The organism is Myxococcales bacterium (assembly GCA_023898405.1).
Taxonomy (GTDB): Bacteria; Myxococcota; UBA727; order UBA727; family JABDBI01.
On sequence record CP060221.1, the window covers coordinates 546,388 to 571,606 of the forward strand.

22 protein-coding genes and 1 tRNA gene are annotated in these 25,219 nt (G+C 37.6%); 8 read left to right on the top strand and 15 right to left on the bottom strand.

Annotated features, from left to right (window positions below; genetic code table 11):
- Positions 1 to 25: 25 nt before the first annotated feature.
- Positions 26 to 1,048: a GNAT family N-acetyltransferase gene (locus tag H6731_02580; protein USN51310.1), complete on the bottom strand. Its 1,023-nt coding sequence runs from the start codon at positions 1,046 to 1,048 to the stop codon at positions 26 to 28.
- Between the two features lie 139 nt (positions 1,049 to 1,187).
- Between H6731_02580 and H6731_02585 the strand changes: the two genes are divergently transcribed.
- Complete coding sequence (locus H6731_02585; protein USN51311.1) at positions 1,188 to 2,336, top strand: hypothetical protein; 1,149 nt, start codon at positions 1,188 to 1,190, stop codon at positions 2,334 to 2,336.
- Positions 2,337 to 2,385: 49 nt separating this feature from the next.
- Here H6731_02585 and H6731_02590 read toward each other — a convergent pair whose 3' ends face one another.
- From H6731_02590 to map, 7 genes are all read right to left on the bottom strand, one after another.
- Complete coding sequence (locus tag H6731_02590; GenBank protein ID USN51312.1) at positions 2,386 to 4,605, bottom strand: hypothetical protein; 2,220 nt, start codon at positions 4,603 to 4,605, stop codon at positions 2,386 to 2,388.
- A 42-nt stretch (positions 4,606 to 4,647) separates the two neighbouring features.
- Positions 4,648 to 5,568: a hypothetical protein gene (locus H6731_02595; protein USN51313.1), complete on the bottom strand. Its 921-nt coding sequence runs from the start codon at positions 5,566 to 5,568 to the stop codon at positions 4,648 to 4,650.
- A 167-nt stretch (positions 5,569 to 5,735) separates the two neighbouring features.
- Positions 5,736 to 6,629: a hypothetical protein gene (locus tag H6731_02600; GenBank protein USN51314.1), complete on the bottom strand. Its 894-nt coding sequence runs from the start codon at positions 6,627 to 6,629 to the stop codon at positions 5,736 to 5,738.
- A gap of 266 nt (positions 6,630 to 6,895) precedes the next feature.
- Complete coding sequence (locus H6731_02605; protein USN51315.1) at positions 6,896 to 7,741, bottom strand: hypothetical protein; 846 nt, start codon at positions 7,739 to 7,741, stop codon at positions 6,896 to 6,898.
- Between the two features lie 5 nt (positions 7,742 to 7,746).
- Positions 7,747 to 8,091: a 4a-hydroxytetrahydrobiopterin dehydratase gene (locus H6731_02610; GenBank protein USN51316.1), complete on the bottom strand. Its 345-nt coding sequence runs from the start codon at positions 8,089 to 8,091 to the stop codon at positions 7,747 to 7,749.
- Between the two features lie 9 nt (positions 8,092 to 8,100).
- Complete coding sequence (locus tag H6731_02615) at positions 8,101 to 10,236, bottom strand: (Fe-S)-binding protein (GenBank protein USN51317.1); 2,136 nt, start codon at positions 10,234 to 10,236, stop codon at positions 8,101 to 8,103.
- A 16-nt stretch (positions 10,237 to 10,252) separates the two neighbouring features.
- On the bottom strand, positions 10,253 to 11,035 hold the full coding sequence (map, locus tag H6731_02620; GenBank protein USN51318.1) for a type I methionyl aminopeptidase: 783 nt from the start codon (positions 11,033 to 11,035) through the stop codon (positions 10,253 to 10,255).
- 322 nt (positions 11,036 to 11,357) lie between these two features.
- On the opposite strand from map, the gene rlmN reads away from it, so the two are divergent.
- Together rlmN and H6731_02630 are read left to right on the top strand one after the other, a co-directional pair.
- On the top strand, positions 11,358 to 12,500 hold the full coding sequence (gene rlmN, locus H6731_02625; protein USN51319.1) for a 23S rRNA (adenine(2503)-C(2))-methyltransferase RlmN: 1,143 nt from the start codon (positions 11,358 to 11,360) through the stop codon (positions 12,498 to 12,500).
- Between the two features lie 157 nt (positions 12,501 to 12,657).
- Positions 12,658 to 12,909 carry a hypothetical protein gene (locus tag H6731_02630; protein ID USN51320.1) on the top strand — a complete coding sequence of 84 codons (252 nt, stop codon included), beginning with the start codon at positions 12,658 to 12,660 and terminating at the stop codon, positions 12,907 to 12,909.
- On the opposite strand, the gene H6731_02635 is transcribed toward H6731_02630, so the two are convergent.
- From H6731_02635 to H6731_02650, 4 genes are all read right to left on the bottom strand, one after another.
- Positions 12,898 to 14,235, bottom strand: a complete 1,338-nt coding sequence (locus tag H6731_02635; GenBank protein ID USN51321.1) for a HAMP domain-containing histidine kinase — start codon at positions 14,233 to 14,235, stop codon at positions 12,898 to 12,900. The genes H6731_02630 and H6731_02635 overlap by 12 nt on opposite strands.
- Before the next feature lie 2 nt (positions 14,236 to 14,237).
- Positions 14,238 to 15,635: a sodium:solute symporter family protein gene (locus tag H6731_02640; protein USN51322.1), complete on the bottom strand. Its 1,398-nt coding sequence runs from the start codon at positions 15,633 to 15,635 to the stop codon at positions 14,238 to 14,240.
- A gap of 236 nt (positions 15,636 to 15,871) precedes the next feature.
- Positions 15,872 to 17,098, bottom strand: a complete 1,227-nt coding sequence (locus H6731_02645; GenBank protein USN51323.1) for a hypothetical protein — start codon at positions 17,096 to 17,098, stop codon at positions 15,872 to 15,874.
- Positions 17,099 to 17,157: 59 nt separating this feature from the next.
- Positions 17,158 to 17,961, bottom strand: a complete 804-nt coding sequence (locus H6731_02650; protein ID USN51324.1) for a DUF4423 domain-containing protein — start codon at positions 17,959 to 17,961, stop codon at positions 17,158 to 17,160.
- A gap of 170 nt (positions 17,962 to 18,131) precedes the next feature.
- Here H6731_02650 and H6731_02655 point away from each other — a divergent pair, with 170 nt between their 5' ends.
- The gene (locus tag H6731_02655; protein USN51325.1) at positions 18,132 to 20,000 is read left to right on the top strand and encodes a hypothetical protein; all 1,869 of its coding nucleotides are present in this window, start codon (positions 18,132 to 18,134) and stop codon (positions 19,998 to 20,000) included.
- A 197-nt stretch (positions 20,001 to 20,197) separates the two neighbouring features.
- Here the strand turns inward: H6731_02655 and H6731_02660 are convergent, their stop codons facing one another.
- Both H6731_02660 and H6731_02665 read right to left on the bottom strand, forming a co-directional pair.
- Entirely contained in the window at positions 20,198 to 20,500 is a 303-nt protein-coding gene (locus tag H6731_02660; protein ID USN51326.1) for a hypothetical protein, read from the bottom strand.
- Positions 20,501 to 20,631: 131 nt separating this feature from the next.
- A complete protein-coding gene (locus tag H6731_02665) occupies positions 20,632 to 21,048 on the bottom strand; it encodes a DoxX family membrane protein (GenBank protein ID USN51327.1) in 417 nt (138 codons plus the stop codon).
- A gap of 166 nt (positions 21,049 to 21,214) precedes the next feature.
- Here H6731_02665 and H6731_02670 point away from each other — a divergent pair, with 166 nt between their 5' ends.
- The 4 genes from H6731_02670 (at position 21,215) to grxD (ending at position 24,931) form a co-directional block, all read left to right on the top strand.
- Positions 21,215 to 22,192: an energy transducer TonB gene (locus H6731_02670; protein ID USN51328.1), complete on the top strand. Its 978-nt coding sequence runs from the start codon at positions 21,215 to 21,217 to the stop codon at positions 22,190 to 22,192.
- A 197-nt stretch (positions 22,193 to 22,389) separates the two neighbouring features.
- Positions 22,390 to 23,307, top strand: coding sequence for a hypothetical protein (locus H6731_02675; GenBank protein ID USN51329.1), 918 nt, complete (start codon positions 22,390 to 22,392; stop codon positions 23,305 to 23,307).
- A 7-nt stretch (positions 23,308 to 23,314) separates the two neighbouring features.
- A complete protein-coding gene (locus H6731_02680; protein USN51330.1) occupies positions 23,315 to 23,857 on the top strand; it encodes a hypothetical protein in 543 nt (180 codons plus the stop codon).
- Positions 23,858 to 24,007: 150 nt separating this feature from the next.
- Positions 24,008 to 24,931 (top strand): Grx4 family monothiol glutaredoxin, encoded by a 924-nt coding sequence (grxD, locus tag H6731_02685; protein USN51331.1) that lies wholly within the window; start codon positions 24,008 to 24,010, stop codon positions 24,929 to 24,931.
- Positions 24,932 to 24,998: 67 nt separating this feature from the next.
- On the opposite strand, the gene H6731_02690 is transcribed toward grxD, so the two are convergent.
- Positions 24,999 to 25,088: transfer RNA gene (locus tag H6731_02690), tRNA-Ser, on the bottom strand.
- Positions 25,089 to 25,219 lie beyond the last annotated feature (131 nt).

Genomic DNA, 25,219 nt, shown 5'->3' on the forward strand with positions numbered 1-25,219 from the left:
ATTTTGAAGGATTGCAAAATTATTTTTAAAACACTCTCTCAAGCGTGCTATGACAATTAAGATGACCCACCAATGCTCTCAAAGTCCAAGGCCGTAGAGTCGACACCAAAGTTTTCCAAGAAAAACTTATAGGCAAAATGAGATTGTAGAGTGGATAGTATTGAGCTCCCAGTTTTCTTTTGAACGCATAACTTGTGGGAGAAAGAATTATTTCTTTGCAACCTTGGTTGAGCGCGTGCTCAATGCTTGCGTAGATCAGCCGAAAAAAAATTCCATCTTTGCGATACATCGACTGCGCCGTAGCAACGCGTGCAACATGAAAGCGCTCAGATTCTTTTAATCCTTGCGCCATTCCTAAAAATTCTCCACGAGCACTGTGTGCTGCAACAACAAATGAATCAGGCATGGCATCAGAGAGAGAAGCAAAATACTCTTTGCTGTAGGCTATCCAGGGAACCAAGGCACGTCTACGCATAAAACGATAAGCTTGATAAAAATCTTCATTCAAGGATTTATTTATTTCTTTTTGATAGATCAATCTATGCTGTTCACGCTCAAACTTTTTTATGTTTCTACGCATGCTATTACGATATTTCGATGAAAATAGATTAAGATAATCTTCAAAATTTTGAGCATTGACTTTAAGGCGCATATCAGGAAAGGAAGGAATCAATAAGAATCCTGCGTTCAACAACTTACTTATGTGAGAAGAATTTTTATTGACATTGGTGAGCAAAACAACGTCGGCTCCAAACTCTTTGGCCATTTTCTTTATACTTTGTATCGAGGGCAACATCGATAGAATTGCAGTTTGTTCATAGGGCTCAAATGGCACCCCAAACACCAATGCCCGTGGGTTTAACAACGACGGGGCTACTATTCTCAGGTGATAAGCAATGCTGCGCAAAACTCCTGGCATAAGCGGCTGAAAACTTGCAATCGATACAACAAAATAAGGCGCCCCTTGTGAACACAGCTTAAGACTCAGCTCAGGATGAGAGCTAGACAAAAATTTAAAATAGGCAGGATTACTCAGCAGATCACTCATGGCCCTACTATAACCAATAAATAAATTTAATTAGTCCGTATGCTTTCATCTGTAATGCTTCAAAAATTATTGTTTATTATTTTTTTTGTGATAAAAAATTTCTGTATTTAATTTAATTTTTTAACGATGGAAAAAATAAATGTTTAAATTCTTTATATCTGCTCTTCTTGGAACATGTTTTTTACTAACAGGACTTGGAGTTATTCGCACTATTGGTTTTAAGAAAATCACTCAAAAAAAAACAAATTTTGCGCAGATAACTTCTAGTGAATATGTACCCAGCGAGCCAGTAAATCCTCCTCACCAAAATCCCTACTCTGAACCAATCGTCGAAGTAATTGATGATGATCCACCAGCCGAGCAAATATATCAAAACCCAGTTGAAGTAGAAGAAATAGATGGTGAGAATCAACCTGCTGTTCAGGCTCTAGGTATTGATCAGGTAAAATTTTCTCTTATCGTCAATGACTATGAACAAGATGCCAAAACTGCAGCTGAGACGATCAACGAGCTCAACGATTATATCAATGAGCATGACAGCAGCATCCGCGTTAAAATTATTCTGCCCAAAGAACTTGTTGCTCAGCATAAAGATGAGAAAGTTTTCCGTCGGTGGTTAGCGCGTGTTGGTGACTATATTTTTGTTCGACGACTAGAAATTACTGACGACTGGGCAAATATTTTACGCAACAAAGATGGGCTTTTGCGCTCCGCGCCTTCAAAAATCCATGAACGCGGCTGTGTGTTGCTCAGTGATAATGATAAAGATTGGCACATAATGCTGCGCGGTTTTGAAAATCACGCACTGGAGCTCATCACTGTGATTGAGAATATCCTTGTACCAGCATTTAGCCAAACTAAAAACATGGCAGACTGCCCCCCTTTAAAAACAAAAAAAATGTCTGATGCTCTGAAAGATTTCCATCATAAAATGAGCGGGAATACGATTCAACTTATCGATCACTATATTAATAAATGTGTTGTCAGCAGAGACATGGATATAAAAATTAATCTAACAGCTTTTTTGCCTCTCACTGATTTTGTTGAGCTCAATTCAATAGAAAATAATGAAAAAGAAATTATCGTTGCGGCCAATGAAGTTTTTTTTAATAAGTTTTGGCAACTTATGGAGAACAACAACGTAACAAAACTCAAGGCAACTCCAGCAAATCTAGATAATCTAATTAAAGCATCATATGTTCAGACTATTGATCTTTATAAAATTTGGCTGCAAGAATCTCAGCTTTCTTCCTTTCTTTTGAAGTCTTTGTTTGAAAAGCACGAATAAAATTATTTAAAAGGTCCCAGATAGGGACCTTTAATGTTTCAGATAATTTTTAATCCTCTTCTTCTTCCTCGCTTCCTTCGTATAGCTCACCTAGTTCATTATCGCTGTTTAAGAAATCTTCGTCGTCGTTGCGATGAAAGCTGGGCAGAGTTTGTTGAAATTCTCCTGAATTGCATGGTGATGGAATGTCATAGGTATCAGCAAATTCGCCATTGTCGAACAGTACAGATCGAGTTTCTCGTCCAAATAACAATGGTTGATTGCCAAAATCGCCTGAGTTGCTCGGAGATGGAAGTGTTTGATAAGTAAGCTTAAGATTCTTACTTGGCGAAGGCATTGTCTGGCCATCAACATTCTTGTTTCTAAAGTTAAAGTCTGGTTTTGGAAGCTTAAAACTTTTGTAAGAATCAATAAACTTTTTGGTGAGTTGAGCAAAAAATAGCTGAGGTGTTACTTCAGTAATCTCGATATTTTTTTGCGACAAAAGCTTTGCCAATAATTTTTCATTTTCTATAGACTTTTTGCTCTCAGAAAAAATCCGCTCCCATTGATTATTTTTATCAGCCAACTGTTTAATTTCTTGTGCAGCTTTTTTGTGCTCTTCATCAAATTGTTGGGCTGAGTTTTCCTGATCTTTTATTTTTGCTTCAAGCGCAGCAACTTCTTCTTTTAATCGTGCTCGTTCATGATCATGATTTTTCAGTTCAGTAAGTTCTTTTGATAACCGCTCTTTTTCTTCCTCAATAGCAGCAACTCTTTCTTGCTGTTTTTTCTGTACGTCTTCGTTTTCTTTTTGCAGCTCTACAAACTTTTTATCTTTTTCTTGAAGCTGAGAATCTAATTCAGTGATTTTCTTGTTGAGCTTGCGATTCTCTTCACCGCTCTGTTGTGCTGCTTGTTTAGATGTCTGCAGCTGTGTAGCTAAATTATCTTTCTCTTCGCCAAGATTTGCCAGTTGCTCTGTGAGCTTGCGATTCTCTTCACCGCTCTGTTGTGCTGCTTGTTTAGATGTCTGCAGCTGTGTAGCTAAATTATTTTTCTCTTCGCCAAGATTTGCCAGTTGCTCTGTGAGCTTGCGATTCTCTTCACCGCTCTGTTGTGCTGCTTGTTTAGATGTCTGCAGCTGTGTAGCTAAATTATCTTTCTCTTCGCCAAGATTTGCCAGTTGCTCTGTGAGCTTGCGATTCTCTTCACCACTCTGTTGTGCTGCTTGTTTAGATGTCTGCAGCTGTGTAGCTAAATTATCTTTCTCTTCGCCAAGATTTGCCAGTTGCTCTGTGAGCTTGCGATTCTCTTCACCGCTCTGTTGTGCTGCTTGTTTAGATGTCTGCAGCTGTGTAGCTAAATTATCTTTCTCTTCGCCAAGATTTGCCAGTTGCTCTGTGAGCTTGCGATTCTCTTCACCGCTCTGTTGTGCTGCTTGTTTAGATGTCTGCAGCTGTGTAGCTAAATTATCTTTCTCTTCGCCAAGATTTGCCAGTTGCTCTGTGAGCTTGCGATTCTCTTCACCGCTCTGTTGTGCTGCTTGTTTAGATGTCTGCAGCTGTGTAGCTAAATTATTTTTCTCTTCGCCAAGATTTGCCAGTTGCTCTGTGAGCTTGCGATTCTCTTCACCACTCTGTTGTGCTGCTTGTTTAGATGTCTGCAGCTGTGTAGCTAAATTATCTTTCTCTTCGCCAAGATTTGCCAGTTGCTGAGTTAAATTCTGATTATCCCTTTGAGCTCCCTCATTGGTTCTCAACAGATTTTCATTTTCCTGTTGCATACGATCACGTTCTTCAGCGAGCTCCTGATTTCTCCTCGAAAGCTCTTCACGATTTGTTTTTACTTGTTGGAGCTCAGTCAATAATTTGCCATTGTTCTCGTCCAACTCTTTTTGCTTTAGAGTAAGCTCTTGGTTTATTCTAAGCTGCTCTCTTTGAGCGTCTCCTAAATCATCATTCTTGACCGTGAGCGTTTGCACTTGTTCATTGGCTGTATTCAGTTGCTGAGTTAAATCATTTTTTTCATCTGTGAGCGTTCGATTCTGTTCAGTGAATTCTGCCAGTCGTGTAGTTAAATTATCTTTTTCTTGGTTAAGATTTGCCAGTTGCTCTGTAAGCTTGCGATTCTCTTCACCACTCTGTTGTGCTTCTTGTTTAGATGTCTGCAGCTGTGTAGCTAAATTATTTTTCTCTTCGCCAAGATTTGCCAGTTGCTGAGTTAAATTCTGATTATTCCTTTGAGCTTCCTCATTGATTCTCAACAGGTTTTCATTTTCATTTTGCATACGATCACGCTCTTCAGTAAGAGCTCGATAATTTCCTTGCCACTAATTATTTGCCTCAGCGAGCTCCTGATTTCTCCTCAACAGCTCTTCACGATTCATTTTTACTTGATTGAGCTCTTCCAATAATTGATTGTTATTCCCCCACAATTGATTTCGCTGTTGAATGAGGTCTTGGTTTATTCTTTGATGCTCCATTTGGGCGGCTAATATATCTCTATTTTCCCCTTGTACACGATTTTGCTCTTCAGCGAGAGCTCGATAATTTTCCTGCAGCTGATTATGCTGCTCAGTAAGATGCTGATTATTTTGCTCAAAATTATTCCGTTCATCGCTAAGGTTTTGATTATCAACCAGCAATTGGTCTCTTTGCTTGCTTAACAACACAATATTTTGCAGCGCGGTATTCAATTCCCCACGCATGCTGTTGATAGTTTGATAGTTGGAACTAAATTGTTCAGCCGACCATTTTTCTTGTTGCTGCTTTTGTGCAAGTTCATTTTTATAGGTGAGATTCTGTACTATCAGCGCCTGATTGTCCGCCCCTAGCTCACCTATACGATGTACTTGGGCTCTATTTTCTACTTCATGGGCTGCTTTTAGCTCAGAGATAGTGCGTTTATTTTCGCTTTCTAAATTTTTAATATCGACTAAGGAATTTTTTTCTATTTGTTTTTTACTTTCTCGAAGCTGTAAAACCTCAGCCCAACTCATATTATTTTTTTTGAAATTAATTACATCTTCACAGTGCAAACCAAGGCGATTTTTTTTGTTTTTATTGCAACCAAATTTATCATAACCTTCGCGGTCATAACCATTCTTATCGAAGCCTCTTTTATTGTAGCCTTCTCGATCAAAACCGTCAGTGTTACGCCATGGGATTGCAGGACTTTTTTCTAAGTTGCCGCAACCACTAAGAAAAATAAACATAAGATTTAAAAACAGACAAACACAGAAAAATTGCATTTTTTCCTCGAGAAAAATTAAACTCAAAAAATATTTATTTTAATTTTTATGTCAAGGAATATGACAATATTTAATAACTACATAAACAAAAAATAAATAAAAAAATTTTGTCGGTACAAAAAATATTTCGCACCAACAAATTAGCTAAAGTTAAAAAATAAAAATAATTATTTTGTTCTAGAAAAAGCACCTAAGTTTGGCATCACATAAGCTTGAAGTAATGCAGCAGCGCCGCCTGCAAGGCTAATTATCCATGAAGCATTGTTATAAGCCCAAACCACAGCATGCACTTTTCCAGGATAATAAACTAACCAATAACTCAGGCCTAATTTTGAAGGCACACCACCAAAGAGAACCGAATAAACTATTGGATAGAGCAAATCTACAGCGCCTGCTACATAGGCTGGCCCAAACCACGCAGCCGCCAAAATTGTTGCTACGGTTAAGGTTTGTTTTGCATAGGGCAAACCCGATATTGCCGAACCAGCCTGAGATAATGGATCCAAAACCGTTGTTGCTAGTTTCTTTATCAAACTAGGGTTTTGTTTGATCCATTGCGTGGAGTTATTCGTCAACATTTCTTCTTGTTCAGGTGTTAGGTTGAGCCCTTTTAAAACTTGCGGATCATCCAATGGCAAAACTTTATTGGGTAAACCATCAGCACCAATTGTTACGACATCGTCTTTATAGAGTGCTGTGATAGGATAATAAAATGTGATTGATTCAAATTTATTAGCGTTGGTCGCTTTTAGATTAAAGAGTTGCCCTTTATCTTTGATGAGATTCTGGCATTTATCAAAAAGTGCAAAATATTCCTTTTCATCCAGCGCATAATCTCGAGCACGAGAATAGGCATCAACTTTTACGGATTCATTGCCACTCATTAATTTTTCATTAACCAGCGCCTTGAGCTGTTGCTGTGGCTCAAGTCCTTGCTCAAGCTTTTCTTTTGGCAGATAAGAGCAATAAACTCTGATGAGCCCCTTGGTGTCTTCAGCAAAGAGCGACAGCGAAATAATGCAACCACCCATAAATAAAAGGATAAATTTAAATTTTGACATAAGAGCCTCCAAAATATTTGCAATAAAAATAAATCAATAATTCTATAACTACTTAGTTCTATAACTACTTAGCTCTTGTGATTCATTAAAATTATTTTATTGAGATCTCTTATTCATGAAGGGAGCATGATAATTTTTAGTGATGTAAAGAAAATATTGAAAGGCTTAAATTTTTGAACGATTCCGCAGCGCACGCGAGGACTTAGTAAAAAAATTTTTTATTAAGAAGCCTTTCAATATTTTCTGGACACAACCCAAATAAACTTTTAAATATTTGCAAAAAATTTATTTATTAAACGATTGCGTGAATCAATGGTGTCATAGGCAGGACGTTCGTCAATAATAACCTGATTTTTTATTGGGTAACTCATGAATGCAATGCTATCCATGCGCATAACTACATCTTCCCGAGCATGAAGAAATTTCTCCAAACAATCATCCAAAGAAATTTTCCCAAAACAACTATTGATAAACAAAGCATGTGCTTTTGTGTGACGCAATTCTTTATCACTCAGCCACGCATAATGCGCAGGTGTATGAAACGAAATCACATCACATTGAGAAAATATTTCTTCTTTGCCGGCAGAACGTGCTCCCATTTTTATTAACTCGTCGTGAGAGTGGCGCGCGTTGAAATAAACTTTCATCCCCAAAGCAGTAGCAACCTTAAGCACTTGCCCACCAATATTTCCCACGCCTATCACACCCAATTTTTTATCAAAAACACTTTTTGCTGGATGGCAATTGCGAAAATGGGAAATAATCTGCCCAATCACCCACTCAGCTGTTTCATAATCGCAATAATCATTAACAGCCTTCACTTTTATATTTTTGCTTTGGCAATAGTTTAAAGGAATTTTTGCAGTGGAACTGCCCAATATACCAATGTATCTTAACAACGGCAAAGCTCTTAAATGCTCTTCGCTCACCTCAGTATAGATGGAAATCAGCAGTGCATCGGCATTCTTGCGATCGCTTGATTCAAGGCGAAAAATTTCATCACTATTGTTTATCTCGATCGGCTTTGGCAAAGCCGCAGTTTTAATCTGCTGGGAAAAATTATCTATACGATGAGCAACATCCAGTGCGATGAGCTGTTTAAATTTTTCCATCGCTCTTATTTCCTTGTTTGATCGATCTTAGCTGCCAAAATAAAATCAGCACGACTAAGGCCTCCGATGGTGGTGCTCCAAATTTCTACTCTCAACTTAGCGTAAGAAACCAACAAATTTGGATAATACCCCACGCTCTCGGCAATTTTCCCAAGCGTGTTAGCCAAATCCAAACTTGCTTTGAAATTTTTCACCAAAAAAACTTTTTCTAAATGACCAGCTTGATTTACCGACCAGCCTTCTTCCAAATGCGGCAATAATTTTACCGCTTCACTCACTGTCATGGGTAAATCATCAGCTTGAGGAACAAGCACGTTCTCACTCGCAAAATCTATTTTTTCATTTTCCACAGGTGCTACCTATAATCGTTCTGCTACTAACTCAGCTATATCTTTTACCACAATATCTTCTTCGCAACCTTTATCTTTAATACCATCGCTCATCATGGTCATACAAAATGGGCAACCCGTAGCAATAATTTTTGCGCCAGTAGCAATAGCCTGCTCGGTACGCTCATGATTAATACGTACACCTTGATGTTCTTCCATGAACATGCGACCACCGCCTGCACCACAACAAAAGCTGTTTCTTTTATTCATAGACATTTCTTTGGTATTTTTGGCCACAGAATTTATCACCGAGCGGGGAGCATCATAGCTTTCGTTGTAACGCCCAAGATAACATGGATCATGAAATGTCACTTCTTTATCAAATTTTTCCTTAGTCACGAGCGGAATGCGTCCATCTTTAAGCAATTCGTTGATCAATTCAGAATGATGTTGCACAGAATAATTCGTACCAAAATCTTTGTACTCATTTTTTAAAGAATTAAAGCAGTGAGGACAGCTGGTAAAAATTTTCTTGAATTTATACTTAGACAAAGTGGCTATATTTTCTTTGGCCAACATATCAAACAGATATTCGTTACCCATTCTACGTGCAGGATCCCCGGTGCATTTTTCTTCACAACCGAGAATAGCGAAATCCACTTTGGCGCTTTTTAAAATTCTGACCAATGCTTGCTGAATTTTTTTAGCCCTATCGTCGGTAGAGCCTGCACAACCAACCCAAAATAAATATTCCACTTCTGCATCTGGTCTATCAGCCATGACCGGCACATCTAAAGACATGGCCCAATCTGTTCTTTTATCTTGCCCTACGCCCCACGGGTTAGATTGCATCTCCATCCCTTTCATTGCGGCATTTAGCTCTTTGGGATAATCATTTGCTTCCATCATCACCAAATGCCTGCGTAGATTGATCAAAGAGGTGGGTACAGAATCAATCAACACAGGACAGGCATCAACACAAGCAGCACAGGTAGTGCACCCCCAAATATCATCAAGGTGAATCTGGCCGTGAATATCGTAGGATCCATCATTGAGTCGCAAAGGATTTTCGCCATCAATTTTTTCACGAGCGATCAAGGGAGTTTTCAATTCTATAGCAGCAAACTCTTGCTCTTTGCCCTTTATTGTGTCGCCTTTGAAATTTTTAAATTTCTTAAACTGATCCCAGTTTTCATAACGAAGATTCATTTTGATATCGTGAAGCACTTTTTTAGGATGTAAAGATTTTTTAGTGAGTGCAGCAGGACATACAGCATCGCATCGCCCGCATTCAGTACAGGCAAAGGTATCAAGCAAAGATTTCCAAGAAAGTTTATCCACGCGATCTACGCCAAATTCTTCGGCTGTATCAAAATCGATAGGCAAAGGTTTTGCCACCGAATCAAAATGACGAAAATAAATATTGGGTCCAGCAGCGATCAAATGCAAATGTTTTGAATTGGGAATGTAGACAGCAAATCCCAAAAAAATACTGATATGTGTCCAAAAACCAAACTGATGCAAAACCGAAAGTGCACCGCCTGGTAAAAGCTCGTAGGCTTGCGCTATCAATGAACTTAGGGGCATATACCATAAAAAGCCCGAAGTAAGCTCTCCGCTTTGAATCCTGTATACAACTTCGCTAGGGATAAAAATAAAAAAGCTGACATAGAGCGATCCTATCAGCCATAAAATTAACTCAGCATCACGCGAACGCGGCAGTAAACGTTTTTTTGGAAAAAATATCCGACGAGGCAAAGCGATGGAAACTGCTATAAGCACAAAAAATGCCATAAGATCTTGGCTGAGTTCAAAAGGTTTTATAATCCATGCGGGTAAAAAATTGCGATACAAAAAAGGCTGCACATCAAACTGCAGCAAAAATTTTGTAAGCCCATAAAAAACCAGTTCAAGGTGGCCAACGGCTAGAATAATGAAACCGTAGAAATAGATCATGTGAAAAAAGCCATAGCTTTTATCATCGAGAACTTTTTTATGAAAAAAAACGTAATCGATTACAGCATCGATACGTTTTTTTATGTCACCAAAAAGATTTTCCTCTGCCCCCGATCTCACCATTGCCGTAATACCAAGCAATGCAGTCGAAGAAAAATAGCCACACACGGCTACCAAAATCAAAACGATCAACGATTGGAGAACATACATGATCAAAACTCTTTGCTTAAAGTTTCAATGTCTCATCCTCTCTTAAGGTCAAAACTTCAACCCCGCTTTGGGTAACTCTCACAGTATGTTCGCACTGAGCAGATAATTTTCTATCTTTGGTGACCGCAGTCCAATCATCGTCGAGAACTTCCACTTGCCATACACCTTCATTGATCATGGGCTCGATGGTAAAAATCATTCCCTCAACCAAACGCCTTCCTGTTCCGCGTCGACCATAGTGAGGAATTTGCAAACTTGGATGATGAAAAACTTTTCCTATGCCGTGACCAACAAAATCTCGCACAACAGAAAAACCGGCTGATTCGGCAACATCTTGAATAGCAGCACCAATATCGCCAACACGCTTATTAGGAGCTACCTCTCTAATACCTGCCCACATACATTCTTCGGTAATCTGCACTAATTCTTGAGCCAAAGCAGAAGGCTTACCCACAAAAAACATCTTTGATGTATCGCCAAAAAAACCATTAAGAACCGGCGAAACATCAACGTTGATAATATCTCCATTTTTTAAAATACGTTTTTTATCTGGTATTCCGTGACATACAACTTCATTGATGCTGGTACACACCGATTTTGGAAAACCGTGATAACCTAAGGGGCCATTAGTCGCCCCATGTTCTTTAGCATACTTTACTACTTCATCATCAATATCTTGAGTGCTAATACCACTCGTTACCATTTTACCCACATGAGACAGCATATCGGCAGCAAGTTTGCATGCTGCACGCATTCCCTCTAACTCTTGCGCACTGAGAATTTCAATTGCTTCGGCCATATTTCACCTATAGTTATAGCAATCCAGAAATTAGCCAGGCCTTTAATTGCTTCCTAGTCCTCGCTTTTGCTACGAGCGTTCAGAAATTAAAGGCTTGGCTAATTTCTAAGATTGTTATTATTCCGACTTTTTCAAGCTAGCAAAATACCGCGAAATATAAAGGCGGTAAAAAATTATCAAAAGTTACAAGCGCTTATCTTGTAAACAATCTGTTCATCAAGCTAAGCACTACAAATATGACTACTGCTTTCATCCCCTATTTTGACTCATGCATTTTTGTGCTTTAATTCGTGCTTTATGTAGAACGCAGCAGGTTATTTGAATGTCCACAGCAACACTTGCAAAAGACTTACGAAGTCTTCTTCCCAGTGAACTCGAACCACTATTTTTTGAAATTCAAGAGCCCAAATACAAAAGCAAACAGCTTTTTCAGGCTCTTCATCGCCAGGGAATTAATTCGCTCGATGATGCACTGCAAATAAAAAAATCTACTAGAGATTATCTAGCGCAACATTGCAAACTCGCAGCCTTAGAGCAAACTTTAGTCAAAGTAAGCAGTGATGGTACTCGCAAATATCAATTTAAAACTCATGATGGGCATACTATAGAAAGCGTGTTTATTCCTCATGCGGCAAAACAAGGCAGACACTCCCTATGCATCTCGAGCCAAGTGGGTTGTGCTATGGGTTGCACGTTTTGTGCTACCGCTGCTTTGAAATTGGTACGCAACCTTGACGCATCTGAAATTGTTGCCCAAGTATACAATGTTGCCCAAGATGTTATGAAAAATGGCAATCACCATGAACTAATGCTAAGCAAAAATGAACGTCCTATTCACAATATTGTGTTCATGGGCATGGGTGAACCTCTCCATAATTTCAACAACCTTGTGCGAGCCATTGAGCTGCTTACCCATCAAGACGGTATGGCTTTTTCACCTCGCCGCATTACGGTATCAACATCGGGAATTGTTCCTAAAATCAAAGAACTTGGCGAAAAAACTGGAGTTTACTTAGCAGTAAGCCTAAACGCTACCACTAATGAAATTCGCAACATTATCATGCCGGTAAATAACAAATGGCATATTGAAGAACTGCTTAAAGCATGCAGAGATTTTCCACTTAAAATCAGAGAGCGTATTACTTTTGAATATGTTCTTCTCAAGGGCATAAATGATAACCAGGAAGACGCTCATCGCTTGGCCCATCTTCTCAAAGATATGCAGTGCAAAATAAATTTAATTCCCTTTAATGAGCATCCTCTTTCGCCTTATAAAAAACCCGACAACGAAGTGACGCTTATGTTTCATAAAATTTTGTACAGAGCCCATTTGTCAGTGTTTACCCGCAAAACTCGCGGTGATGATATTGATGCTGCCTGCGGCATGCTTGGTGCAAAAAAATTAGAGTCAAAGCGGAGTGATATATCTGGTTCTGTCTTAAAAACTGATAGAGAACTCCAATAAATTACTTATTTAAATTCAATATGTTCTATCAATAATGGACATTTTATAGAGCATAAAAAAATAATATTTTAGGATTACACTTGCATTTCAAATCAACTAAAGCACAATAACAAAATAATTTAATAACTTTTTTATTTAACTTTAGTTGGTCACATACATGAAATTTAATCACTTATTTTTGACTTTTTTCTTTGCCATACTTTCACAAGCTTCAAGTTTTGACGAAGCAAGTTTTTCAGATTCGGACATGGATACCAGTGAAGATGAAGAAAATGAACCATTTCCCCCTCATTTGCTAGAAAATCTTGAACACGGTAATTCTAACGGGCTTTCAGGGCTACTTGAGGCAGACGTTAACGATGCCAATCAAATGCCGCAAAAATTTTTTTTAACGTGGTTAATCTTTTAATTTATAAACTTTCAGCTCATGAGCAGGGTGTGACACATTGGGGAAATAAAGACGAAACTCCGTATAATCGCCCAATTGAGATAAGCACTTAATACTTCCACCACATGCCTGCATGACTTTCCTGCAATATGCTAAACCCAAGCCTGCCCCGTGGAATGTTTTGGTATAAAAGTCATCAAATATTTTAGGGATTTCTGAACTTTTAATTCCGCTTGCCGTATCAAGAAAGTGAACTACATTGTAGTGTTCTTCTTGCGAATAAAAAATTTTTATCTCTCCTTTTTTTGATATTTGAATCTGACTTAAGGAGTTTTTCATTAAATTATAAAAGACGTGAACAAGTAAACTTTCATTTACCAGGCAACAAAAATCATTGGCATCAGAAATTGCTACAAGAGCTCGCTCTTTTTCTGAAAAAAAAGGATATTCTGCTACCGCCTTGTGAATTATTTGGCTAATGGAAATATTTTCTACGTCCACTGTTTTTTCATCTACATTGCTAAAATTCGCCAAAAAGACGTCGATAATAGAAATCGTACGACGAGAAATATAGCTCAGATGCTCAGGAAATTTTTCCAATAATTTTATTTTTTGTTCTTCTATTTTTGGAACTTGAATATTATTTTTTTTTGCTTCTCTATAAGCATCTAAAAGTTTTATCAAATAGTGCCCCATATTCTGAGAAGAAATATACATCGACGATAAAGGAGTGCGCATTTCATGGGCAATCGATGCACTCACTGTTTTATAGGCATTGAGTCTCTCTTGAGCGATTTTCTCATTGCGTCGAGAAAAAAGCACTCCTACCAAACTAGAGAAAAAACACATGTATATGACCCAATAAAGAGTATCTTTTGACAATGTGAAAGTTTCTGCCTCACCAACAAGGGAGTAAAAAAAATAAGCTCCCAGCATCCCCAAAAAAAGCAATGCAAGGAAACTTTTCCAATCAACTAAAACTGTCAACAGAAATATTGCCAATATCATATTAAGCAGCCAAAATGTGTCACCCTGGCTGTCAAACAACATATAGGACGTAATAAATGGCAAACAATAAAATAAAGTAGCATACCAATAAAGAGGCAGATACTTTTGTAAAAAATCGCTCCAGTAATCTTTTATTATCAGCAAAAAACTCATTATACCGGCAACAAGCCTCAATACTATCAAAAGCTCAAAGTTACTTGTTTTTGCCGGAGACCACATGAAGTAGGGAACTATATAATTAACAACCGCAAAAACTCCAAACAATTCATAAGGCGCCCCATGTTCCTGGACACCTTTGTTAATAATGCGATTTATTTTTCTAAACGGCGATAATACCATAACTATGCGATTTCAAGTCTTGTTGATTTATATTTTTGTAGAAAGTGAATAAAACAAAATCCGATAAAATTTCCTATCATACTTGGAATGAGGCTTCCAATATTTAATCGAGGCTCCACCAAGAAATGCCAAATACAAAAAGCCAAAATGCCACCTACTACACCTCCCAAAAAACTTCCTTTGTTCACTTTGACCCCAAGTAAGCCTGCATAAAGTGGAACAACGATTATTGGTCCCCAAAAGTTAAGGGAAAAAAGAATAATACTCATGATACTTGAAAAACTTAAAGCAATAACAGTAGCAAGGCTCCCAATCATAAAAGTTGCCCACTTAGCAAGTTTAAGTTCTCCTTTATCGCTTATTTTCCCCTGACGTAACGGTCCAATTACATCGTGAACAAAAGCAATACCAGCTGCATTGAGGTAACTATCGGCTGTAGACATTACAACAGAGAGAAGCCCTGCAATAGCTATGCCTTTGAGCCCTACAGGCAAAATCGTACTTACCAGATGGGTGAAAGCCATATTGGGATCATAATCAGCATTATTTGCTACCGCGATAAGGGCTATGATGCCTATCACAATGAAAAAACAAACTTGAATCAAAGCTGACCAACGCAAAGTATTTTGGATCTGCTCTCTATCCTTTGCCATAAGCAAACGTTGGGTCGTAGGAGGATCCAAAAATGGCACACAAAAGCCCAGGAAAATAAAAAAGTAGTTAATAATTTCACCCGCCGTATGAGGCAAAGTCAAAACTCTGGAAGGAACTCTTTCAAATAATTCTGAATAACCACCCATCAAGTGCAGACCTACATTACAAATCATTGGAACAGCTATAATCAAAACAGCAAACTGAATCACATCGGTCGCAGTGACTGCTTTGACTCCACCAAAAGATGAATAGACAATTAAAATTCCACACCCAATTGCTACTCCCAACGCAAAGGGAATGTGAAGAAAATAATTAATAATGAAACCAATAGCGCTTACCTGTCCACCTACCGCAGCTGCACAGTAAAGTGTTCCACATATTCCAGCGATAATTCGTGCATGGCGACCATAAAATTTATGCATAATATCGCCGACAGAAATACAATCTGAAATTTCATTAATGCGATTGACAAAAAACTGAGAGACTAAAAAGCTGTTGAGAGGATTGCCAAAAGAAATAAGAATAAAAACAATTCCAAAGCTAAAAATGCTTGCAACCATACCGATACTTGAACCGCCACCAATAGTCGTGGCAGTAACAGTAGCAACCATAATAGGCAAAGAATATTTTCGCTCAGCTATCGAATACTCGCGCATATTACGAATTTTTCTGCTCTTTAAAAATCCTACAACTAATACGAAAATTAAAAACCCAAATACAAAACCACTGTCGAACATAGTACTCACGCTTTCCCAACCCAAAAGACACCCAAAAAAATTTAAATTTATTTTCAGCTCTTCTTACTCTAAAAAAGTGCTCACGCTACTCCTACCATTGTAATTTTCAAGGACATGGCACAACTTAAAAATAGGGATATAAATTTATCATCACTATCTAGTAATTAAAAACGTAGATTTCTAAAAAATTAAGAGGTGTTAAAGTCAGCTAGTCCTAGCACAATCTAGAAAGAACTACCAAAGTTTCACCAAGATAAATCACCAAGTACAAAAGCATCCCCTTCATCAATAATCTGTAACTGCAAACGCTTTTGACCAGCAAAGTAATTAGCAATAAAAAATTTCTCCCCTAAACGTGAGTTCAGCCTTAGAACATGGGATTCCTGCAATACAAAATGATAACCATGGTAGATTTGGTCATCCACGCGATCTTGGGCTAAGCCAAGAAATATACTTCTCGATTTTGGAACTTTAATCTCTACATAAGCCGTCTTTTTAGGAATGTATGATGCCATCTTTGCTCGATCTAAATAATGATAATCGACTCCATCTTTACTTGAGGTAAAAAACTGTATTTGCGAATTTTTTTCATCTTTTTGAAATTCTAAGATAAATTTATCAAGTATGTGATGAGGAAAAATCTTCTTTAGAAGATGAAATTCTCTTTCATTAAGATCACTGCTTAGACTTAGCAAAATTCTCTGTTCGTTATTTCTCGCTAAAGGATTTTCGATTCGCTTAAGGCGTCTAAAAATATTTTCCTGAGAAAGCTGCTCTTCGCCTAAGTTGAACATCTCATCAGGAAAATCTTCTTTCATCACTTCGATGCCACTCTCATGCCTGAAGCCAAAAATATGACCAAGTTCATGGACAAATGTCATTTCAAGTGCATGCCCATCAGCCAAAGACCATTGATGAGGGCCTACACTCGATTCATTATCCCCTGTCACAAAAATAAAACCCTTGCCATGCATAATCGGCTCTTCATAATCAGTAATTTGCGCTAGAGCTACAAATTGATGGTTTTGTGGCAAAAACACAGCCTGCTCACGTAACAAATTTCCCATCTGCAAACTGATATCAGGATTGGTGTGAGCCCCACAGCTCACTCTCACTAATTTCTGTGTGGCAATTTTTAACAGTTCGTTTTCATCATCGAGAGCAAAGGCCAAATGATTTTTCCAATAGCGAAAAGCTGCACGGAAATTTTTATCTACTTGCTCGGCACTAGCACTAAAATTTTCCAGTTCCACATCAATGCAATAAGTAATTTCTTTGGTGTTTTGTAAAAACCAAGGATTGAGTTGATATCTAATGGAAACTCCTCCTGCAGCTGAAGAGCCTCCGCATGCCGAACTAAGTTTTGCAAATAAGAACACAATAATTAATAAAGAAAAACTGCTTTGTCGTCGGCATGAGCGCATAATGATTCCTAAATATTCTTGTTTATCTATGACATCACTGTAAAACACAGTCCCACTCTCACGCCATTAATTTTTTATTACGAATAAATATTTTTATTAATATTTTCTTAAATAGGAAAAAAATCTATTTGCAAATTGTAAGCTTCTTCCTCTTTAGATGGAGCAATTATTTTTCTAAAAGACTCAATAAACTTTTGTATTTCACTTTTTATAAAAAGGTAATCTTTTTCACTGATAGAAACCACGTCGATATAATGCAGACCAACATATCCTTTCATTTGCAGCAGATGCTGAAGATGGCAAGACCAGTTGCTATGATGGCGTAGAAAATCATTTTGACTTCGCCCGTAGAGTATTGAGTTAGAAACCTTAAAAAAATGTTCGCTCGACTCTAAGATTCCCATCTTACAAAGTTCATCAATGCATTGCTTTATCATCATTGGATCGAGAGAGAGTTTTTTACAAAGAGCATCCATGCTTTGATATTTTTCGATGGTCAACAAAATATGAATAGCTGAGAAAATAAATTTTGAATAATACACTTCGCTATTAAATAATTTATTTTCTTTGGTTTCTATTTTTAATTTTTCTTTTATAGGACAATTTTTTTCGATCAGTTTTTGATTTTTCTTTTTAAGAAATCTGATCAGATTTTTACATGCACTTTTTTCTATCAACAATAAATTAATTAAATATTCTTTTTCATCGTCGCTGCATAGAATATGATCACACAAGCGAGAAATATTATCAGTGCTAAGGTGAGGACTCCCTTTTAAAACCTGTGAAACATAGGATGATTGACATCGCATTATCTGGGCTATTTTATTTTGATTCCCCCAGGTCTGATTTTTTTCACACAGCAAATAACGCACAAAATTTTTGTAGTTATCAAAACTAAAAATATCCATCATGCCCCCAAATTTTATTTTTTATTAACATAAAGTTTAAGAATTTATAAAAAAAATATAGATCGCAAATAAAAATTCTGCCATCTTTACCCACAGGCACGACAGCATTTGTTGTTATTAGCTTTTAATCTCAAATGCTTTGCCAAAAAAACCACATACCTTTGGGGGAAGGAATGTTTCAAAAAACACTTAAATTTACAATTTTTCTTTTATCCATGCTGAGCTTTCATACAGCAGCCGATGAGATTTTTGAGCTCAACAAGCGCTTAGAAATTAAAATTAACCCAAGCATATTAGAAGATTTAAATGAAAAAATCGCCGAGTTTTGGACGATTGAAGCATATCCAATTGATGATTATGGGCAAATCAATGGGCGAAAATTTTACGGACGTAGCGATAAAAACGGTATTGCTCATATCAACATTGACAGTGAATATCTAGCATCTCCTTTTGTGATAAAAGCCATCAACGAAATTTATTTTGATGATCAAAAACATGAACAAGCTCAATATGAAATTTTTCTGCCAGCACATAGTCAAGAAAAATTTATCACCATTGATGCGACCGCCGATGCTCTTTGGCAGTACTATAAAGAAGCCGCCAATCTCATGGGTCAATCATTCTCTCCTAGCCTGGTTGATCAATATAAATTCGGATCCAATGATGATACGTGGTTTAATAATTTGAAAAAAATCCGTGAACACAAAATTATGAGAGAAGCACTGCAAAGCATAAAAGCTTCGGCAAAGTTTCATCTCGATCGATCTACTATAGAACAACTTTTCCAAAAAAATCCCTCCTTGCTGCAACCTACTCGCTTTCCTCATGCCTTTACTGATGAAATGGGATACCAAGCCTATGAATTTACTAAAGGAGACGAGCTTTTTGATTATTCATTTCTTCTTGATGATTACCAATACAATAAAAACAAGGATAGCGATCCCATCGTCATCGATCGGAACGGAATGCCTAACGAAATCTGCGGGCATCAATTTTATACAAACTTAGAGGTCAATGGGCGAAATGTTTTTATAGATAATCACTATAACTTAGACAGCAAAGACTTCATTGGCACCATTCACGAATCAAGGAAAGAAAATCATTCTTTGCAAACAGATATTATCAATGTCAGACATAGCAACGGTATTTCTCCCATAGACAATCCAGCTTTTGATGATGCTTGTTCATTGACAACCATCGCTCATTTCCAAAATCAACAAGAATCAGATTATAAGTTAGATCAGGGCAGTGGTTTTCTTTTTCACAACTTTCTTATTCACAAAGGCAGCATTCTCTCTATCTATCAGACATCAAACGGAGACAAAATTCTCAATGATAAAGACAGCTGGGCTATATTTACCATTGCTAAGGATGGTATCACCCAATACGCGGTCATCGTTGAACTCTTAGGCATACGTCAAGGAGATTTCAGAGATGCTCTACATATGAAAATCACCGGTGATCAAAAGACCGATCTTTTTATTGGTCTAAGAAAATCTTTTAAACTTAATGAGGCCGAAATTGACGGAGAAAGCGCATATCTAAAATTTGATATCAGCGTTTTGGATTATTCTGATTTAGAAAAAAAATTACGATCAAAAAAAGATGTGACAAGCTGCTTACTTTCTTTGGATGAGCTTGAACGCCAAATGGTCAGCAAAAATATATTTTTGCCCGAAGCCGATCTTGCTCAATCTGCCTTGATGATTGCACGCTCGCAATGCTTCTCGGCAACTCAAAAACAACAGTCATTTAATACCACTGATGCCAGATATTGGAGTATATCCAACAATCATGGAGTCTACCCCAATGTGCTAATCAATACGGGATGGCTTCCACCAAAAACAGAAGTTGAAATCTTTGTAGAAAAATGGCATGATTCTATATTTAAAGGCCCTCGAATGGTGGGCTACACCGATGAATACGGTCAACTTTTCCTCTCGATACCAACTATCGTTGAAGGCGATCGCCTACTGCTTAAGCCTCTACCAAACAAAGGCTACGACTTAGTGATTCCTGTTGTAGCTTGGAACAAAGACTAATAGCAAATTCCAGAAATTAACTGACCCTTTAATTTCTGAACGCTCACAGCAAAGCGATGACTAGGAAGAAATTAAAGGGTCAGTTAATTTCTAGACTTGGTATATATATTTCATCTCATGGTCTTAAACACTGTTATGAATAGTTTTTTTGACCATGAGATATTTTTACTTGATAGATTAATCATATGAATAGCAAGCTAATGATTACTTATTCTGCGCACATCTATTTTATCGCCTTCCCGCCATTCAGTCTGAAAGGTCATTGTTTCTTCTTCGCCAGCTGCATTCACGATAGTCACATCAAAATCATAGCAGCCCAAACAGCGATACACGTGAAACTGATCATGCTTTATCGAGAGGATATCCTTGGCATAGCCACGTGCTAGCAACTCTTTCAGATAAGAGCTTTGTATAACTGCGTTGAAATATTCTGCATCCGCTGCCAACAATGTGCTTGAAGCAGCTAACACCAGTCCCATAGATCTTAAAATTGATTTCATCACTTAATTCCTTATCTTTTTACTAAATATTAAAGTGATGAAAACTTTGGCTTTAAAATTTTAAAAAATATTTTTAACAAGCAGTGGGGGCACTGCTTGCCCACCAAAGGCTATAATTTTTATGCTTTCTTCTACCCTTCTATAATTTTATAAGTGAGCAACTTAGTGCGCGCTTCTTTTCGCCATTGCGCATGAATCCCAAGTATATAAAAAGCACCACTCATGAGACTGAGGTCACGCAAAAATTCAAAGAGCACTATAGATTGGTGTTCGCCTTCCGTAAGTGCCGGTACATAGATCATCATAATATAAGCGCTGATGAGAAATATAATGCCCCAGGCAGCATAGCGCGTGTAAAAGCCCAATGCTATCATCGAGCCCAACACCAACCATACTGTCCCAAAAAAGTATATTAAATTTAATCCACCTGGAATAAAGCTCGTTAAACTTTCTACCGTTCCCTGAGGATTAATAATATAGATCAACCCAGTAATAGCTAATGGAATTCCATAAATAATTCTCGCATATTTAAACAACGATTCAGACATTGTATCACCTCACTATTTAACATGATTTAAATTCAACAATATATATTATCTATACACGTCACTAATTTTGCATTAAATTTAACCAAGAATTCAAAAAAGCATTTACGCAATAGTTAGTTGTGATAAATCTTGCTGGCAGAATAAAAAACAATTTAAGGATGTGTGCGTGAAGCATCACTTTAATAAAAGCAGTTCTAAAAGCTTAGACACAACATCTTCACCTCAAAAAAGCCATGGAAAGAAATTTTTTGTCGTTGTTATTTTGCTATCACTGACAATCCACTTAGCCTTTTTCTTTTTGCTTATGATTTCTTTTGAATCTTCTCCAGCGCACAATCCGCTAAAAGCTCAGATTGTTTGGAAAGAGAAAGAGAAGGGTAAGCCCGATCTAAAAAATAAAAAACTGGTAGAAGATTTTTATAACGCAAATGAAAAAAGACCAAAAAATCCAAACTACTTAGCCGAAAAAAATCATAGCGCTAGCAAAGAGACTCAAACCTCGCACCAAAAATCACCTCCTTTAGCAAACACTACAGCAATCCTGCCAAACAACATTGAAGCACAAGAAAAAACAGCACATAATCAATCATATGACTCTTCATCATCTACTAAAAGATTTTTAGCTCAGGCAAAGAAAAATAAAGGCAAAAACAACAATGATCCTCTGGGGTTGCGACACAATCTTCCAACACTTCCTTTGGCGAGCGAAAAAAAAAGTTTTAGTAAACACATAAAAGGAGTTAAGGAAGGTGATCACAGCGAGCTTAACACCTGGCAATGGCGACACGCACCTTTTTTTAATCGCGTAAAAAATTCTGTGGGCAGAGTGTGGGCACCCAACACACAAATCTCACGCCATGATCCAAAAGGACTTTTGCTCGGTCAAAAAGATCGTACCACCGTCATGCTGGTAAGCATTGATACCAACGGACAACTTAAAAGTTTAAAAATTGCCGAAAGCAGCGGTGTAGCTTATTTGGATGAAGAAGCTGAGCGCAGCTTTAAAGCCGCCGCCCCCTTCTCCTATCCACCCAGAGATTTATTTGAACAAAATCAATACTTTACTTTTCATTTTGCCTTTCACGTAGAAGTAAAACGTGGCCTATCCTTTGATATGAACTGGGGATCCTCCCAATTTAACTAGTATCGCAAACACATCTAGGCTATTACTGGGTTAAAACAATACATGCTATCTTTTCAATATATTTAAACATGATACAGGAAACTTTTAACATAAAAAATATTATTAAAATAAAACAGGTAAACATGAAGTATTTTTTTTATATATATATTTTTTCAATAATAATGCCATGCCTTTGCAGCTGCTCAAAGGACAGCAACATGACAACAAGGAACTACGAAGCCATCCCTGAAGACAACGCTAGAAAAATTATTGATCTTAATCATAAACAATCATCTCACAAACCTAAAATTGCTATTGTTTCTCATTATACAACCGACAAAGATAATTTAGGATTTATAGATCTCGTCACCAAGAATCATATTAAATATGCTCGTATGCATGGTTACGATTATTATTTTCGCAATGGCACGATCAGCGATAAATATTTTTGGCCTGATGGAAAAAATCGAACCTTTAAACTTGGTCTTTACTGGCAAAAAATACAAGCCAGCAAAGAATTACTGGAGATGAAAAAGGATGGAAAGCCTCTTTATGACTATGTGATGTGGCTAGACACCGATGCGATATTTACTAACCTTTCCTTAACGTTAGAAAAAATAATTAACCAAGCCCCAAAAGACACTTATTTTTTTATAGGCCAGGACATGAGTTCTTGCGTCAATGCTGGCGTCTTTATAACGAAAAATTCAGATAAGGGGCGAGCTTTTATAAACGCCGTTGATTCTTCATTTGAAATATATAAAATGACTAAATATCCAGAACAATTGGCAATGAGTGATTTGGTCTATGGCTACATTGATCAAAAACAAATTGATGAACTTCATAATAAGCCTCTAGAAATTCATGAATTTGTTAAAAAAGTAGAAAAGCATAAATGCACAAAAACTATTTCAGGCATCCAAGTATTGTCTATGAAATTACTCAATGGCGCCTATCCTTGGCCAGACGCTCAATGGGTCAGCTGGGATAAAAACTCCTTAATTGCCCATTTTCTCAGTATTTCTGGCCCAAGACTTGAAAGATACCTCAAGACACTTTTAGGCTGTTTGGAGCAAAATAATTACGAAAATAGGAATCGGTGCAATCCTTACAATTTAAACATTGTACTACGATAGGAAAAACATGAAAACACGCAACATAATGACTTTATTGATATTTTTATTAGCTTTTTCTTTTCAAACTTGGACTGAGGACTTTAGTTTAGAAAATGCAAGATGGTCATTAGGAGGAGATGCTTCTTTTATCTTTCGAACTAATTTCGACGCGATAGCTAATCTTGAGCTGAGCCTTAAACCTGCATTCAGCACAATTTTCCATAACAAATGGGAATTGGGCATTAGACCATTAATAAACTGGACCATTCTTAAGAATATTCCTGTAGCCAATCGTGTGGAGTGGGGACTGCATACATATATCCGCAGATACTTTCTTATTCATAACAACATATACTACTATATTGGAGGCAATTTGGGGGCAAGGATATTTGATCAAGACGAACAAACTTTTAAAATAAGCTTCGGGCTTGAAAACGGCATTTTGATCGGTCTAGCCAAGTCCATTGCATTGGATGTTGGTATTCCCATAAATGCCCTGTTCAATAATGCTTACGGGTTTTCTTATCTAGAGATGCCTATGGGTTACTTGGGTATTAAGGCATTTTTCTAAAACATTTTTAAGCTCAGCCTGTTTCAACAGAAACTGAATTATCATTGCTCGAGACGTGCGATTCCTTCCAATTTAACTAGTGCGGCATTGCCCTAGAGCAATAAGTTCTTATTATCGAGCCGTGTTGTAATAAAAATTATTGGTGCAGCCATGAACAGTGAAGTAAAAACTACTATCGATGCCCTCATAAAAAATAATTCCATCATGCTTTTTATGAAGGGAAGTAAAGAACGTCCACAGTGTGGGTTTTCCAAACAGGTTGTCGAGGTCTTAAGTCATCTCGTAAGTGATTTTGCAAGCTTCGATGTGCTGAGCGATTCTACAATTCGTGAAGCTATCAAAGAATATTCGGACTGGCCCACCATTCCTCAACTTTATGTGAACGGTGAATTCATCGGCGGCTGCGATATCGTTTTGGATTTGCTTGATAAAGGCGAGCTCCCTGAAATTTTAGGTTTAAAAAAAGCCCAAACAGTTCCCCATATTGAAGTCAGTCCCGCTGCTATCCAGGCTTTTATTAATGCTCAGCAAGAAAAAAACGATGATGAGGCGATCAGAATAAGTATTTCAACAGATTTTGCCCATGGCCTAAGCTTTGATCAATCCAACAGCAATGATTTCAAAATTGAAGTAAATGGTGTGACCCTGATCATAGATCCCTACAGCGCCACCAGAGCCGATAAACTTAAAATAGATTTCATCACCGAAAAACTTGATTCAGGATTTTCATTCGAAAATCCAAATGAGCCTCCTCATGTAAAAGAAATGAGTGTCGAAGAACTTAAGCAAGTACAGCTGGAAAATAAAACGTTTCATCTCATAGACGTGCGCCCTCAAGCTGAGCGAGATCTCGCGCATATTACTTTTGCCCGGCCTTTAGAAAACATAAGCGAAGAAGAAATAAAAACTCTCGATAAAAATTCCATGATCGTTTTTCATTGTCACCATGGCGGACGCAGTCGCGCTCAAGCAGAAAAATGGCGTAATTTGGGATTTAAAAATCTCTACAATCTCACCGGTGGTATTGATGCGTGGGCACGAAAAATTGATGCAAAAGTGCCAACCTATGCCTAGTACTTAAGCGATCAGTCTCGCCCAAAAAAAAAGAGCTTTAAAAAAAGCTCTTTTTTTGCCTAAAACTTGGCGGAGCGACCGGGATTCGAACCCGGGATAGGATTGCTCCTATACACGCTTAGCAGGCGTGCGCCTTCAGCCACTCGGCCACCGCTCCATTTTGTAACTAGAGTGCTTAGTGACAAGTAAATGAATAGCAGTCAACCAGGGACATAAAAAAACAACTTCCCCATATTAAAATTAGGCTTTTAATTTTAGGTCAATAGGAGCCTTGTTTTATAAGGGAGC